Source organism: Paludisphaera sp. (genome assembly GCF_037189885.1).
In the GTDB taxonomy this organism is placed as follows: domain Bacteria; phylum Planctomycetota; class Planctomycetia; order Isosphaerales; family Isosphaeraceae; genus Paludisphaera.
This window is the reverse complement of the sequence record NZ_JBBCIR010000020.1, coordinates 1-14609: the sequence shown is the minus strand read 5'-3', so window position 1 is coordinate 14609 and position 14609 is coordinate 1. Positions and strand designations below refer to the sequence as shown.

General features: G+C 73.4%; 9 protein-coding genes. 4 read left to right on the top strand and 5 right to left on the bottom strand.

Going from position 1 to position 14609, the window contains the following annotated elements:
• Window positions 1-62 precede the first annotated feature (62 nt).
• Entirely contained in the window at window positions 63-1163 is a 1101-nt protein-coding gene (locus WG209_RS08105) for a glycosyltransferase family 2 protein (protein ID WP_337174525.1), read from the bottom strand.
• On the bottom strand, window positions 1124-2239 hold the full coding sequence (locus WG209_RS08100; protein ID WP_337174524.1) for a sugar transferase: 1116 nt from the start codon (window positions 2237-2239) through the stop codon (window positions 1124-1126). Before WG209_RS08100 ends, WG209_RS08105 begins: the two co-directional genes overlap by 40 nt.
• 230 nt (window positions 2240-2469) lie before the next feature.
• On the opposite strand from WG209_RS08100, the gene WG209_RS08095 reads away from it, so the two are divergent.
• The 3 genes from WG209_RS08095 (at window position 2470) to WG209_RS08085 (ending at window position 6781) form a co-directional block, all read left to right on the top strand.
• Window positions 2470-3528, top strand: a complete 1059-nt coding sequence (locus WG209_RS08095; RefSeq protein WP_337174523.1) for a glycosyltransferase family 2 protein — start codon at window positions 2470-2472, stop codon at window positions 3526-3528.
• 69 nt (window positions 3529-3597) lie between these two features.
• Window positions 3598-5145, top strand: coding sequence for a glycosyltransferase family 39 protein (locus WG209_RS08090; RefSeq protein ID WP_337174522.1), 1548 nt, complete (start codon window positions 3598-3600; stop codon window positions 5143-5145).
• A gap of 28 nt (window positions 5146-5173) precedes the next feature.
• The gene (locus WG209_RS08085) at window positions 5174-6781 is read left to right on the top strand and encodes a glycosyltransferase family 39 protein (protein WP_337174521.1); all 1608 of its coding nucleotides are present in this window, start codon (window positions 5174-5176) and stop codon (window positions 6779-6781) included.
• Between the two features lie 24 nt (window positions 6782-6805).
• On the opposite strand, the gene WG209_RS08080 is transcribed toward WG209_RS08085, so the two are convergent.
• Window positions 6806-7156, bottom strand: coding sequence for an STAS domain-containing protein (locus WG209_RS08080; RefSeq protein WP_337174520.1), 351 nt, complete (start codon window positions 7154-7156; stop codon window positions 6806-6808).
• A gap of 365 nt (window positions 7157-7521) precedes the next feature.
• Window positions 7522-10353: a tetratricopeptide repeat protein gene (locus tag WG209_RS08075; RefSeq protein WP_337174519.1), complete on the bottom strand. Its 2832-nt coding sequence runs from the start codon at window positions 10351-10353 to the stop codon at window positions 7522-7524.
• Window positions 10354-10638: 285 nt separating this feature from the next.
• On the opposite strand from WG209_RS08075, the gene WG209_RS08070 reads away from it, so the two are divergent.
• On the top strand, window positions 10639-12795 hold the full coding sequence (locus WG209_RS08070; RefSeq protein ID WP_337174518.1) for a polymorphic toxin-type HINT domain-containing protein: 2157 nt from the start codon (window positions 10639-10641) through the stop codon (window positions 12793-12795).
• Window positions 12796-13048: 253 nt separating this feature from the next.
• Here WG209_RS08070 and WG209_RS08065 read toward each other — a convergent pair whose 3' ends face one another.
• A complete protein-coding gene (locus tag WG209_RS08065; RefSeq protein WP_337174517.1) occupies window positions 13049-14392 on the bottom strand; it encodes a transposase in 1344 nt (447 codons plus the stop codon).
• Between the last annotated feature and the right edge of the window lie 217 nt (window positions 14393-14609).

The following is a 14609-nucleotide window of genomic DNA, read 5'->3' as shown; positions in this document are numbered from 1 at the left end:
CTCCAAGCCCTTGGCATGTTCCCTATCAGCATATAGCGCCCGGGCGACCAAGCCCAGACAAGTCAACGCCAAGAGGACTCGTCATGGCTCTCTCGGGATTCCGCCTCACCCCCCGGCCGCGCGGACGCTTCGCGCGGGCGGCGGAGGTGGTCGACGACCTTCTCGATCGAGCCGAGGCCCATGGGGAAGTGGGGGGGGCGGATGGAGCGGCGGGCGAGGTCGGCGCGGAGGCGGCGGCGGGCGGGGAGGGTCGGAAGGGCGCGGAGGGCGTCGATCTTGCCGAGGTAGAACGGGATGAACCGCAGCCGCGCCAGCCGCCACGCGGCCTGGACCGTCAGCAACGCCATATGGGGGACGACGGCGACGGCCAACGTGCGCGCGGGGAGGTTCGACCAGAAGACCAGCTCGGCGTTGCGCGCCATCATGCGCTGGAGGTTCGGGTCGCGGTGGTCGGCGGTCGCGGAGATGTCGTGGAGGATCCGGCAGCCGGAGGCGTAGACCGTCCGATAGCCGGCCCATCGCAGCTTGAAGCCCAGGTCGACGTCCTCGTAGTACGAGCCGAACGAGGGGTCGAAGCCGCCGACGGCCCGGAGCAGGTCGGCCCGGTAGAACGACGCCGAGCCGCTGGGGGTCATCACGTCCTCGACGGGACGCCCCGCCCACTTCGCGACGGGCTGGCCGTGGCCGCGCTTGGAGGGCCATCCGGCCAGGCTGTAGTCGTCGCCGGCGGAATCGACGCGGTCGGGCCGCGAGCGCGTCAGGACCAGCGGAGAAACCGCGCCGACGGTCGGGTCGCGGAACGGCTCCAGCCCGGCCTCGACCCAGCCAGGGGTGACCTCGGTGTCGTCGTTGAGCACCTGGACGAATCGCCCCCGCGCGGCCCGGACGCCCGCGTTGGCGGCGCGGCAGAAGCCCTGCCCCGGCGGGAGCGCGACCACGCGGACCTGGGGATGCGCGCGGGCGAGCCAGGCGCGCGTGGAGTCGTCCGGGCCGTTGTCGGCCACGACGACCTCGCAGGGGAGCGCGGGGTCCGCGGGGAGGTGGCGGGACAGGGAGTCGAGGCAGGTCTCCAGCAGCCGACGGCCGTGGTAGGTGGGGATGACGACGGAGCAGACGGGCCGGGTCAGGCCTCGGGCTTCCTCGGGGCCGGCGAGTTGTTCCACGAAATCTTCCCCCAGGCGACGTGCTGGACCGTCATGAGCAGGATGCGGAAGTCGATCCAGAACGACCAACGGTTGATGTAGTCCAGGTCGTACTGGATCCGCTTGCGGAGCGAGGTGCGCCCGCGCCAGCCGTGGACCTGGGCCCAGCCGGTCATCCCGCAGGGGACGGCGTGCCGTAGGTTGTAGTCGGGCATGGCGGCGCCGAACTGGTCGACGAACATCGGCCGCTCGGGACGTGGCCCCACGAGGCTCATCTCCCCCTTCAGCACGTTGAAGAGCTGGGGGAGTTCGTCGACGTTGGTGCTCCGCAGCCAGTCGCCGACGCGGGTGCAGCGGGAGTCGTGGTCGGAGGCCCAGATCGGCCCGGTGGCGGCCTCGGCGTCGTTCCGCATGCTGCGGAACTTGATGATGCGGAACCGCCGTCCCCCCTGCCCCACGCGCTCCTGCGTGTAGAAGATCGGCCCGCCGTCGGTCAGCATGATGACCAGGGCGACGGCCAGGAACAGGGGGGAGAGGAGCGTCAGCGCGAGGGCCGACACCAGGACGTCGGTGGCCCGCTTGGCGAGCCGGGCGCCGTCGGTCCGCAGCCACTTGGCCGCGCCGGCGGCGATCGCGCGGAGCGCCGGGGCGGGCCGGGCGAAGCAGGCCGGGGGGTCCAGGTCGAGGTCGGTCAGGTCGGGCGCGTCGCCGCCGACGGCGACCCAATGGACGCGGACGCCGCCGACGGCCAGCCGGGCGAGCCGGGGCCGCAGGTGCTTGCGCGGCCGCGAGTGGGCGACCAGGACGTGCGTGGCGCCGGCGAGGTCGACGATCTCGTCGAGGCGGTCGATGTCCCCCAGGACGGGGAGCGGCCGGGTGCGGGGGTTGACCGCCAGGTGGCGGTCGTGGGCGCGGGGCCCGCGCTTGCGGTGGTGGCCGGCGTCGATGAACCCGATGATCGGCACGGGCCGCGCGTGGAGGCCCCGCAGCAGCTTGCGGGCGTCGCGGGGGGCGCCCACGACGATGATCCGCTCGCGGGGCCGCGCGGCCAGCCCCGCGACCCGCTCGGGCCCGGCGAATTCCAGGGATTCATTCATGAGGCGCCACCGATCCCTCGGCTCGGACTCGGGGGGTCGCGGGGGCCTTCGGTCGCCCGATTGGCCTTTGCGGATCCCCGTCGTTCCCCGTACCATCCTTGGCGAACGCCGCCGGCGCGGCCGTTGGTTTTGCTCAAGCTCTCTCATCGGCCCGGCCGACGGAATCATCCAGTCAAACCGGAAATCCGCCGGGCCCGGCGAGGCCGGCGAACCTGGAGAGGTCCACCGACTTGTCCGATCCCACGCCATCCGCCGCGCCCGCCGAGCCCCGGCTCTCCGTCGTCGTGGTCAACTACGACGGCTGGCCGGACGTGCTCGAACTGGCGGGGCGGCTGGCCCGCGAGCCCGAGTTCCTCTCGGGCGCGTGCCGCGTCGTGGTCGTGGACAACGCCTCGCCCTCGCCGCCCCCGGACGCTTGGAGCTTCCGCGGGCCCGGGTTCCGGCTCGTCTCGCGGCCCGATAATGGCGGATTCGCCGTCGGTGTCAACGCGGGTTGGCGGGCCTGCCCCGCCCCCTGGGTCCTCCTGCTCAACCCGGACGTCGAGGTGGCGCCCGGCTTCCTCGCCCGCGTCCTCGCCCGGATCGACCATTACGAGGCCCGACCGGAGGGCCCGCCGGGGGTCGTCGGCTACGCGCTCCGCAACGAGGACGGCACGCCTCAAGGGTCGGTCGGGGCGTTCCCCGGCCTGCTCCGGACGATCCGCGAGCAGCTCGCCCCGCGCCGACGCCGCAAGTACGTCCCCCAGTCGCGCCTGCTCCCCGGCCCGGTCGACTGGGCGACGGGGGCCTGCCTGCTGGTCGACGGCCGGCTGATGGCCGAGTCCGGGGGGTTCGACGAGGACTTCTTCCTGTACCACGAGGAGGTCGCGTTCTGCCGGGTCGCGGCCGACCTGGGCTACTCCGTGGAGTACGACCCGGCGGTCGCCGCGGTGCATCGAAAGCCCTTGCAGGATCGGGCGATTTCGCCCAAGATGCGCGTCGTCATCCGGCACAGCAAGCTCCTGTACTTCCGCAAGCACCTGCCGCGCTCGCGGTTCCTGGCCCTGGCGGCGGTCGTCGCCCTGGAGGCGAGGCTCCGCGGCGCCTGGGCGCGGGCCCGGGGGAGGGACGCGGAGCGTCGGGCCTGGCGAGAGATCGCCGCGACGGCCCGCGAGCTTCGCCGCGGCGGCGGCCCCCTCGGGCGCGAGGTGATCGAGCGGGCCGAGCGCGCGACGGCCGAGCCCCGCTGGGCCGGCCCCGGCCCGAGCCGGCCGAGGCCCGCGCGACCCCGGCCGGCGCCGCGACGCTGAGCCGTCGGCCGCCGGAGCGTGACGACGGGCGGAGGATCCGCCCGGAGGCGACGAAAGGACGGAACCGACGTGACCCCCGCGCGACACGCCTTGCGAATCGCCCTCCTGACCGCCACGGCCGCCGCCCTGCTCGGCGCGCTGGCCGCGACCACCCAGGTCATGTACGCCGACGGCCTCCGATTCGTCGCCTCGGCCCGCGCGGTCGATCGGGGCGACTGGACCGCTTCCGTCGTCCGCGCCGTCGACCATCCGGTCTACCCCGTCGCCATCGCCGCCACCCGACGCGCGTTCGGGATCGCCGACACCCCCGAGGGCTGGCAGGCGGCGGCGCAGATCGTCTCCGTGCTGGCCGGCGCGGCCCTGGTCGCGCCGCTGTACCTCGTGGCCCTGGAGCTATTCGGCCCGACCGCCGCGTGGCTCGCCTGCCTGCTGACCTTCCTCGTCCCGACGACGGGGCACGTCCTGGCCGACGTCCTCTCCGAGGGGGCCTTCCTGCTGGCGTGGACGTGGGGCGTCTGGTGCGCGCTACGGTTCTTCCGCGCCGGCGCCGCGCGATGGCTGGTCCCGACGATCGCCTGCGCGGGGCTCGCCTACCTGACCCGGCCCGAGGGCCTGCTGCTGCCGGTCGCCCTGGCGACGACGCTGATGCTCGCGCCGCTGTCGGCGTCGTGGCGGCTCCCTCGCGCGGCGTGGCTGAAGGCCGCGGCGCTGGTGGTGGCGGGGCCGGTGCTGGTCGTCGGGCCCTACGTGGCGCTCAAGGGGGGGATCGGGACCAAGCCGGCGGTGTCGCGGCTGCTGGGGACCGCGCCGAAGTCCGCCGCGATGGCCGTCGAGCGCGAGCGGCCCCTCGACCCGGACCAGTCGGCGTGGAAGGCGTTCGCGACGGCCTGGCGCGGGATGTTCCGCGCGGTGCAAGGCGCCATGACGACGCCCCTCCTGCTCCTGGCGGTCGTCGGCCTGGCCCGGCGCGACCCGACGGCGGATTCCGGCCAGGCGCGGGGCCGGCTGTTCGTCGCGATTTACGGTTCGATGTGGATGCTGGCCCTGGTCCGCCTCTACGCGACGGGGGGCTACTGCACGCCCCGGCACGCGTTGATCCTGGCGTTGCCGCTCATCGCCCTGGCGGCGCGCGGGCTGGCGCGGATCGCCGATCGGATCGCCGCGCGAGTGCCCGAGGGGTCGGCCCGGCTGGCCCGGGGCCTCGCCTGCGCGGCGGGCGTCGGGCTGATCGCGGGGGCGTGGGGCCCGGAGACGCTCTCGCCGATCAACGCGGAGTCGGTGGGCTATCGCCGGGCCGGCGCGTGGCTCGCGGCGCACTCGGCGGCCGACGCTCGGGTGCTGGACCTCAAGGGCTGGGCGACGTACTACGCCGACCGCCCCGGCTACTCCTTCGCCAACTACCCGGACGCCGCCGGCGACGCGGGCCTCCGCTACGTCGTGGCCCACGACGCGTTCCTGATCGGCGAATGGCCCTACTGCCAGGCGATCCGCGACCGCGTCGGCGACCGCCCCCCCGCCGTCTCGTTCCCCGAGCGGCCGATCAAGGGCGTCTCGCGCGTCCACGTGTTCGACCTCGCCCCCGACGTGGCCCGTTCCGAGGGGCCCGCGACCCATTGACGCGTCAACCGGACGAAGGAGCGTCGACGTGAGCATCGATCCCGACATCGCCGCCCAGGCCGAGGCCGAGCGCCAGGGGCCGTTCCGTCACGTCGTCCGGGTCGCGCTGCTGATGGCGGCGACGGCCGCGTTCCTGGGGTGGTCGCTCAGGCACTCGGAGGCCGGCCTGCGCGACGGCCTGCGGTCGATCGAGGCGGCGCGGAGCCTGGACGCCGGAGCCTGGCGCGACGGCCTGGGGACGGTCGAGCACCCGCTGCACCCGCTGGCGATCGTCGCCATGCATCGCCTGATCGGCGGCGAGGGGCCGGAGTGGTGGCAGCGCGCGGCGGTCGCGGCGAGCTTCGCGGCCGTGGTGCTCCTGGTCCTCCCGCTCTACCTGACCGGCCGCGACCTGTTCGGCGATCGCGCCGCATGGCTGGCGTGCCTGCTGTTCCTGGTCAACCCGCCGGTGGCCGCGGCCGTGGTCAACGTGCTGAGCGAGACGACGTTCCTGCTCGCGTGGGCGTGGTCGCTGTGGGCCTTCGCGCGGTTCCTGCGCCTCGGCTCGTTCGGCTGGCTGCTCGCCGGCGCCGGCTTCGGCGGCCTGGCGTACCTCGCCCGCCCCGAGGGGCTGCTCCTGCCGGCGAGCCTCCTGCTGACGCTCCTGCTGATCCCGCTGTGGGGCCCGGCCCGCATCCACTGGCCGCGATGGCGCCGCGCGACGGCGCTCCTGGTCCTGGGCGCCTTCACGCTGGCCGGCCCGTACATCGCCGCGACAGGGACGCTCACCGCGAGGCCGGGCCCGGCGCGGGCGCTGGGGCTCGAACCGTCGTCGCCTCCGCTGGCGCTGGAGCGCGAGGCACCGGCCGATCCGGGGCGATCGACGGCCGCGATCCACGCCGCCGCGACGGTCCGCGCCGCGGAGGTCGTCCGTGAGGTCGTCCCGATCGCGCTCCTGGTCGCGGCGGCGCTGGCGATCGCGCTGGCCAGGCGCTCGGACACGCCGGCGCGGACGTGGCTTTTCCTCGGCGTGCTGCTGGCGATCCACGGCCTCGCCCTGACTCGCCTGCACGCGACGGCCGGCTACTGCGCGGCGCGGAACGCGCTCGCGCCGGGGATGGTGCTCACGCTCCTGGCGGCCGGGGGGATCGACGCCCTGATGCGCGGCGTGGGGATCCCGGGCCGGCTCGTCGGCCTGCCTCGCGAGCGGCTGAAGCCGGGGCCGGTCGTCTGGGGGCTCGTGATCGGCCTGGCGGTCCTCGTCCCGAGGGCTCGCGAGCCCGTCGTGCCGACGCCGGGGCCGTTCAACGTCTACTGGGACGCCGGCCGCTGGCTGGCCGACTCGGCGGACGGGGGCGGGATCCTCGACCTGACCGACTGGTCGCTCTACTTCAGCCGCCGAACGGGGGACGGCTTCGCCCGCGTGCGCGAGGCCGCCCACGACCCCGACGTGCGCTGGGTCGTCGCGACGGCCGCGCAGGTGGACGGGCCGTCGACCTACGCCGACGAGGTCCGGGCCCTGATCGGCGACCGCGCGCCCGTCGCCCTGCTCCCCGTGAACCCGCTGCCCGGGCAGGTCCAGGTGCGGGTCTACGACCGCGCCGCCCCGCCGGCGGCGGTGGCGGGGACGAGCCCGGACGCGCCGCCCCGTCGCTGAAACGAGCCGCGCCGGCGCGGTCGCTCACGCCTTGAGCTTGGCGAGCGCCGCGCCCCGGGATTCGACCATGTCGAGGAACTTCTGGATATTCATCGTGCGGAAGATGTCCAGCACGTAGGGCGTCGCCCCGTACAGGACGAGCCGCCCCTTGCGGCGATCGACCCGCCGCTTCAAGGTGACGAGGAAGCCGATCTCCGAGCTGGCGAGATAGCCGATGTCCGTCAGATCGAGCGCGAACCGGCCGTCCTCGCGCGACTCGATCGTCTTGTAGAGCCAATCGCGCCGGGAGAACTGCCAGTCCATGTTCTCCTCGTCCACGGCCTCGAAGCTGACGATCATCACGCCGCCGACCTCGCTCGTCGTGAAGTTGAGCATGCGACGCTCCGGATCGGCCGGGCCGATTGCATCAATGGGGGCGACACCCTCGACGCGCAATAAGGGGGCATCGGGCCCGAGGGGGGCTCGGCGCGGATCATAACCGAACCCAGCCCCGAATCAAGGATGATTCGCGACGATTTGAAAACCACGCCGGATCAGGCTCGCGCCGGGTCGGATTTCACTCGATTAAGAAACGACGACCCGGGCGATGAGGCCGGTCCCGTCGCGGGCGGGGCCGCGGTTCGACGGTCACGCGGCCGTCCACTCGCGGATGGGATGGAGAGGGGACAGAGCAGGCCTCCCGGTATTCGAAAAGCCGACGGCCCGCTTTCACGGGCCGCCGGCGGCGTCTGCGGTCTCGCTCACCTGGAGCGGGTGAACTCCAGGCCCGGGGAGCCAGGATCGGTCCCGGCCAGGTGGAACGAGAAGTGGTCCTCGTCCTTCCAGGCGACCCGGCCGACCATGGGGGGCTGCGAGGCGTCGGCCTCCTGGACCAGCGTCAGGACGCCGCCGGCCAGGCTCCGCGCGCCCTCGAACGACCTGGCCTGGCCGTCCTGGTCGACGGTCCACTCGAAGCGGTCGGCCTTCGTCAGGTCGAGCGTGATCTTGGTCCGCTCGTCGGGCGCGGCGGTCCAGGCCCCTTCCAGCTTCTCGGCGGGGATGTTCACGGCCGGCGAGGCCAGCGCCGGAGCCTCCTGGGCCGGAGCCGGGGCCGGGGCCGCGTCGACAGGCCGGGCGTCGGGGGGGGCGTCGGGGTCCGGCTTGGCACCGGCCGCCGCGCCCAGGGCCTCGCTCCGCGTCTTCTCCAGCGATTGCACGAGCTTCGCGGAGAGGGTGTCGCGCGGTTGCAGCTCGGAGGCGGCCTTGAATTGCTTCAGGCCCTCCTCGCCATGCCCCTGGCCGAGGTAGTGGTAACCCAGCAGGAAGTGGGCCGGCGCCGAGTTCGGCGACGCCTTCACGAAGTCCTCCAACGCGCGGAGTTGCCCCGTGTAGACGGTCGCGTCGTTGTTGTACAGGCCGATCAGCGTTGGCCAGTCCCACCCCGGGCCGATGGAGAGGACCGGGTACAGGGAGGCCGCCGCGTCGTCGTACCGCTTCTGGGCGAACAGCGTCAGGGCCCGGAACTCGTGGAGGTTCGGGTCGTTCGGCAGTTGACGGAGGGCCTGGTCGGTGTAGTCCAGCGCCGCGGTGTACAAGCCGCCCTTGAACGCCTCGCGCCCCCGGTCGAAGAGATCCGTCGCGGTGTCGGCGACCGTGGCGTCGGGGGGAGCGACGGTCGGGTTGATCGGCTGCGAGTAGTCGTAGACGACCTGCGGCTCGACCACCCCCGGCTGTTCGACGATGACCGTCTGCGGGACGACGTAATACGGATTGTAGTAGCTCACCACGCCCCAGTCATAAACCATCGGACCGTAGGCCCAGGACGAGAGCCCCCAGCCGAGGCCCCTGCCCCAGCCCAGGCCGCCGCCCCAACCGAGACCGTTGCCCCAGCCCCAACCCAGGCCATTGCCCCAGCCCCAGCCGAGACCATTGCCCCAGCCCAGGCCGTTGCCCCAACCCCAGCCGAGTCCGTTGCCCCAGCCTAGGCCGCCGAGACCATACCCGAGGCCACCGAGGCCCCAGTTCCCGATACCCCAGCCGAGGCTGCTCCCCAGGCCGAGCCCCAGGCCCCAGCCCAGGCCGTTGCCGAAGCCGCCGCGGTTCCAGCCGCCGCCCCAGCCCCCGCCGCCCCAGCCGCCGCCGCCCCAGCCGCCGCCGCCGCCCCACCAGTTGTTGTTGATATTGTTGATGTTGTTGTTGGTGATGTTGGTCCAGTTGCCGCCGGGGCCGCCGGGCCTTCCGCCCCACCCGCCGCGACCGGGCCGGAAGTCGCCATGACGGCCGGAGTATTGATCGCGCCAGCCGAGCCCACGCATGCCGGGGTCGCCGCCGGGGCCACGGCCGCCGGGGCCTCGCCGGTCGAAGCCGGTCGGCACATAACGACCATCGCCGCCGGGCCGCATGCCGCCGACCGTCGCGCCGGTCCCCTGCCCGCGACCTCCCAGGGGATTCGAGCCGATGCCCGGCCGCGAGCCGAGCGCCGGGCCGCCGCCAGGCCCGCCGGGGCGCATGCCCCCCACCGCGCCCGGGCCGCGATTGCCGAAGTTGGTCGACCCCGACCCGGGGCCGGGTCGAGTCGCGCCGAGCGCCGGCCCGCCTCCGGGGCCGGGGCGCATGCCGCCCGCGGGTCCGCCGGGACGGTTGGAGCCGAGCGCCGGGCCGCGATTGCCGAAGTTGGTCGAGCCGGGGCCGGGGCGCATGCCGCCGGTCGCCGGGCCGCCCGGGCGATTGGCTCCGAGCGCCGGGCCGCGGTTGCCGAAGTTGGTCGAGCCGGGGCCGGGGCGCATGCCACCCGTCGCGGGGCCGCCGGAGCCGGGGCGATTGGAACCGAGAGCCGGACCGCGGTTGCCGAAGTTCGTCGACCCGGGTCCGGGGCGCATGCCGCCGCCCGCGGGGCCGCCGGGACGGTTGGAGCCGAGCGCCGGGCCGCGGTTGCCGAAGTTCGTCGAGCCAGGGCCGGGGCGCATCCCCCCCGCCGGGCCGCCGGGGCTCGGACGGTTCGCGCCCAGCGCGGGCCCACGGTTGCCGAAGTTCGTCGAGCCGGGGCCGGGGCGCATGCCGCCGGCCGCGGGGCCTCCGCCGGGGCGGGCCGCGCCGAGCGTCGGGCCGCGATTGCCGAAGTTGGTCGAGCCGGAGCCGGGTCGCATCCCGCCCATCGCGGGACCGCTCGGCATGCCGCCGGGCCTCGCGGCGGGGGCGCGCATGCCGCCGGGCATCCCGCCGGGGGCGCGCATCCCGCCGGCTGGGGCACCCGGCGAGCGCATCGCCGAGGGAGCACGCGCGGCCCCCATGCCTCCGGGGGCGCGCATCCCGCCGCCCGGCATCCCGCCGGGGGCGCGCATGCCAGCTCCGCCCATGCCGCCGGGGGCGCGCATCCCGCCGCCGGCCATGCCGCCGGGGGCGCGCATCCCGCCGGGAGCACCGCCGCGCATGCCTCCCATGCCACCGCCCATGCCTCCGCGCATGCCACCCGCGCCGCCGCCACGCATGCCGCCGGGGGCACCGCCCCCCCCGCGCATGCCGCCGCCACGCTGGGCGAAGACCTCGGCGGGGAAGAAGGCGAGGATCGAGGCCAGGCCTGTCGCGATCGCCAAACTCGCTATTCGTCGTTTCATGGTACGGCCCCCGCCCGGTGCTCCGATCTTCGTCTCAGCTAGTATTGTACGCCCGCCTGGCGCACGCGAAGGGGACCGTCCGTGAGCCTCCACGAATATCCATGGCGAATGGCGGGCCATCGATGCCACGGATTCCACTCGCCTTGATTTCTTACGCATGTCGGCCCTTTTCGGATCGAATATCTGGCCTACGAACGTATGATGTCATGGAATCTCCGGCGTCCGGTCGATCTCGAACTTCGGGCTTCGTCCCGGGAGGGCGTGATGATCTCGGCATGGATCCTGGGCCTCGCGGCACTGGCGGCCTTCCCGGAAGGCTCACAGGGCTTCGACCCCGCGGAATATGAGGCGGCCAGGACGAGGGCGGGCCGCAGCGCCGACGCTCACGTCGACCTGGCGCTGTGGTGCGAAACGCGCGGGATGGGGGCCGAAAGGGACCGCCACCTCACGCGGGCCATGCTGCTGGAGCCCGACAACGCGCGGGCTCGCGGCCTGCTCGGGTTCGTGAAGCACCAGGGCCGATGGATGCGTCCGGGCGAGGTCACGCGGTCGGTGGACGAGTCGGCGGAGGCCCGCGCGCTGCTCGATGAATATCTGGAACGTCGCGCCGCGACGGCCGACGACGCCGACAACCAGTACAAGCTGGCCCTCTGGTGCGAGGAGAAGGGGCTGGCGGGGCCGATGGTCGCCCACCTCCGCCGGGTGACCGAACTGGACCCCGGCCGCGACGGCGCCTGGCGGCGGCTCGGCTACAAGAAGGTCGGCTCGCGCTGGATCGACCCGGAGGCCGAGGCCGCCCGCGCCTCGGAGCGCGAGTCCCGGGAGCTGGCCGACAAGGAATGGGGCCCCCGCCTGGAGAAGCTGCGCAACGGCCTGGCCTCGCGCGACAAGGCCCGCCGCGCCGAATCCGCCGCCGAACTCGCCGCGATCACCGACCCCCGCGCCGTGCCGTCGCTGTGGCGCGTCTTCGTGAAGGGGGGCGACGAGCGCCGGCAGCGAGCCGCGATCGACGTCCTCAGCCGGATCGACGCCCCCTCCGCATCGGAGGCACTGGCGATGATCGCCGTCTTCAGCCCCCATGCCCCCCTGCGCTCCGACGCCGCCGCCTTGCTCCAGCTCCGCGACCCCCGCGAGTACGCCAGCCTGCTCGCCGGGTTGCTTCGCAAGGAGGTCCGTTATCAGGTCAGGCAAATCGACGGCCCCGGCTCCCAGGGCGAATTGCGGATCGAGGGGGACGAAGCGGATGTTGTCCGGCGCTACTCGGCACCCGCCAGGCCCCAGGTCGATCCGAGGATGGTGAACGGCGTCGACGAGTTCGGCATGCCGGCGGTTCGAGTGCGGACCGGGGAGATCCTCCAGGGGGGCATTGTCGGCAGCATCGGCTCCGACGGCGATGGCGGCGCAAGTCTCAACTTCGCCAATGGGACGTCAACCGGGATCGCCAACGGGAGCGTCTTGACCCCGGTCGACCCCGCGAGGCTCGCCGGCGTGCTGGAAAGGACCGGTGTCGCCCCCGACCTGAGCCGATCCCTGGCCGGGCAACTCGCCAAGGCCCCCTACATGGTAATCGAGGGGACTCCGAACATGGCCGGCTCTCGGGTCCACACGCTGCACGCCCAGGAGATGGTCTTCCCCGTCGCGCGCATGTCCCGCGAGGCCGAGGCCGCCGCCCAGGTCGCGCGCTGGCAGATGGCCCGAGACGTCGCGCAAATCGAGGCCCGGAACGCCCCCGTCCGCGAGACCAACGAGCGGGTCAAGTCGGTCCTCAAGGGAGCCGGCGCTGGGGACCAAGGCGACGAACCCGAGAAGTGGATGGGTTGGGCCCTCGACCTGGACGGCTACGCGATCGCCGCCCAGAAGGCCCCCGGCTACGAGCGCGACACGGTCGTCGAAGAGGTTCCGATCGCCTTCCAGCCCACGGCTGGCGTCCAGCTCGCGATGGGCGACGTCGTCGGATTCCGAGCGGTGCACTCCTGCTTCGCCGCCGGGACCATGGTTCGCACGCTCCGCGGCCCGATGGCCATCGAGACGATCCTCCCCGGCGACCTGGTTTTGACCGTGGACCCGACGAGCGGGAAGCTGGACTACCGGCCCGTCGTGACCGCGTTCCACAACCCGCCCAACGAGACGTATCGGATCGACATCGGCCGGGAGACGATCCGCCCCACCGGCATCCACCGCCTCTGGAAGGCCGGCCACGGCTGGACCATGGCCCGCGACATCAAGCCCGGCGACCGCCTGCGCGGCGTCGGCGGCGTCTTCGAGGTCGTGTCCGTCGAGAAGGAGCCGGCCCAGCCGGTCTTCAACCTCCTCGTCGACGGCGCCAACGCCTTCTGCGTCGGCGACTCCGACCTGATCGCCCACGACAATAGCCGCGTCGAACCCGTCGCCGAGCCCTTCGACCTGGCGAAGGCACCGTGAGGACGGGGCTTGCTCGTCCCCTCGGGGGAAATGGGCCGATCCGGGGACGACCCCGGACGGCCGATTTCGTCCCCTCTCCCCCCGGGAGAGGGTAGCCGCGCCAGCGGCGGGTGAGGGTCGTCGCGGCGCGGATGGAACACCGGCCGCGCGTGACGTGGGCTGATGCTATCTCCAAACTCCGACGACCCTCACCCCGCCCTTCGGGCCACCCTCTCCCGGGGGGCATAGGTATGGTCACAACTTTTCGAGTTGGCTATCCGGGGCGTTGGGGGAAGAGGCGGGGGAGGACGCGGCGGGCGAGGGCGAGGATCTCGTCGAGGTCTTCATGCCGCATCAAGTCGTCGATCGCCAGCAGGCGCTCCAGGCCGGCCAGCAGGGCCGGGGCGGTCGACTCGACCTTGTGTTTCATCTGTCGGCCCGACAGCCGGACCAGGATCGCCCGCAGCCTCGCCGCCGCCGGCGACTCGTCGCGCCGCAGATGCCAGACCGTCAGGCAGGCCATGCTGGCCGCGCAGAGGCGACGCAGGAAGGCCGCGCCTTCCCGCTGTCGCCACTCCTCGGCGTTCATCCCCGCCGACTTCAGGAGTTTATGGTAAGTCTCGATCTCCCAGCGCCGGGCGTACCAGCGGCCGATCGCGGCGTCGCCGGCCCCCTCGGCCGGGACGTTGGTGAACAGCCGCCATTCGGTCAGCACCGTCCCCATGTCGCCGACCACCCGACTCACGATCATCCGCAAGGTCAGCGGCGGGCCGGGGACCGCCTCCTTCTTCTTGTGGCCGCCGGCGGTCTTCTCGCCGGTGGTCCGCCTCGCCGGCCTGTGCAGCGTCACCGTCGCCTCGGCCGTCCGGACCCGCCCGACGCCGGCGCGCAGGGTGACGATCACAGGCCGGCCGCGGCCGTCGACCGCGTCGGCGAACTCGCCGGCGACGGCCAGATCGGCGACCACCGCGTCCAACTTCCGCTCGCGTCCCTCGCGCAGGACCACCCGCGAGGCGTCGGCGCGGACCAGGAACAGCCGACCGGCGGCGTGCCACCGGCGGTAGTGGCCGACCGAGTCGGCCTCGCGGTCGATGACGTGGACCAGCTCCCGGGGCAGCCGCCAGCCCTCGGCGGCGGCCATGACGTCGCCCAGCTCGTCGACGCGGCCCGGCGTGTCCTGGGCCCCGCCGGGCCGCGTGGAGAGCGTCCCGCCCGCGACCCGGAGCCGGAACTCCATCGGCCCCAGCGGCCGGCCGTCGTCGGCGTCGACGACCAGCGCCGAGCCCAGCTCGTAGCCCACGTCGGTCGCGTGCGAGCGCCGGCGGCGGTCCCCCTTGGAGTCGTGCGCGTTGAAGTTGAACATGCGCCAGTCGTGGACGACCAGGGCGAAGCGGCCGCCCCCCTCGGCGCCCAGGACGGAGCGGATGGCGTCCTGGGCCGGCTCGATCAGGGCGTGGAACGGGACGTCCTCGTTGTTGAGGAACCGACTCATGGCCCGAGCCGCCGCGAACGGCCGGGCCGTCCCCGGCAAGGCCGAGAGCCCCGTGACGGCCGCGTTGACCGAGTGCGCGTGCTCGCTCACGAGCTTCCAGTAGCGGGTCTGAAGCCGTTGGTCCAAGGCGTCGAGGTGGTAGCCATGCCGGCCCAGACTACCACATCGACCCCCGTTTCCCTCGTCGAAAAGTTGTGACCATTGCTCTGTAGAAAACCCATAGTCGCACGATCATAACGTTGAGAGTGATGGCCCGGAGGATGATCTCGCGGGCCTGGGACGGTTCCGTCCGCGCGCGGAGCGCCGAGCCCAGATGACGCTTGATCATCGAGTTCACCGTCTC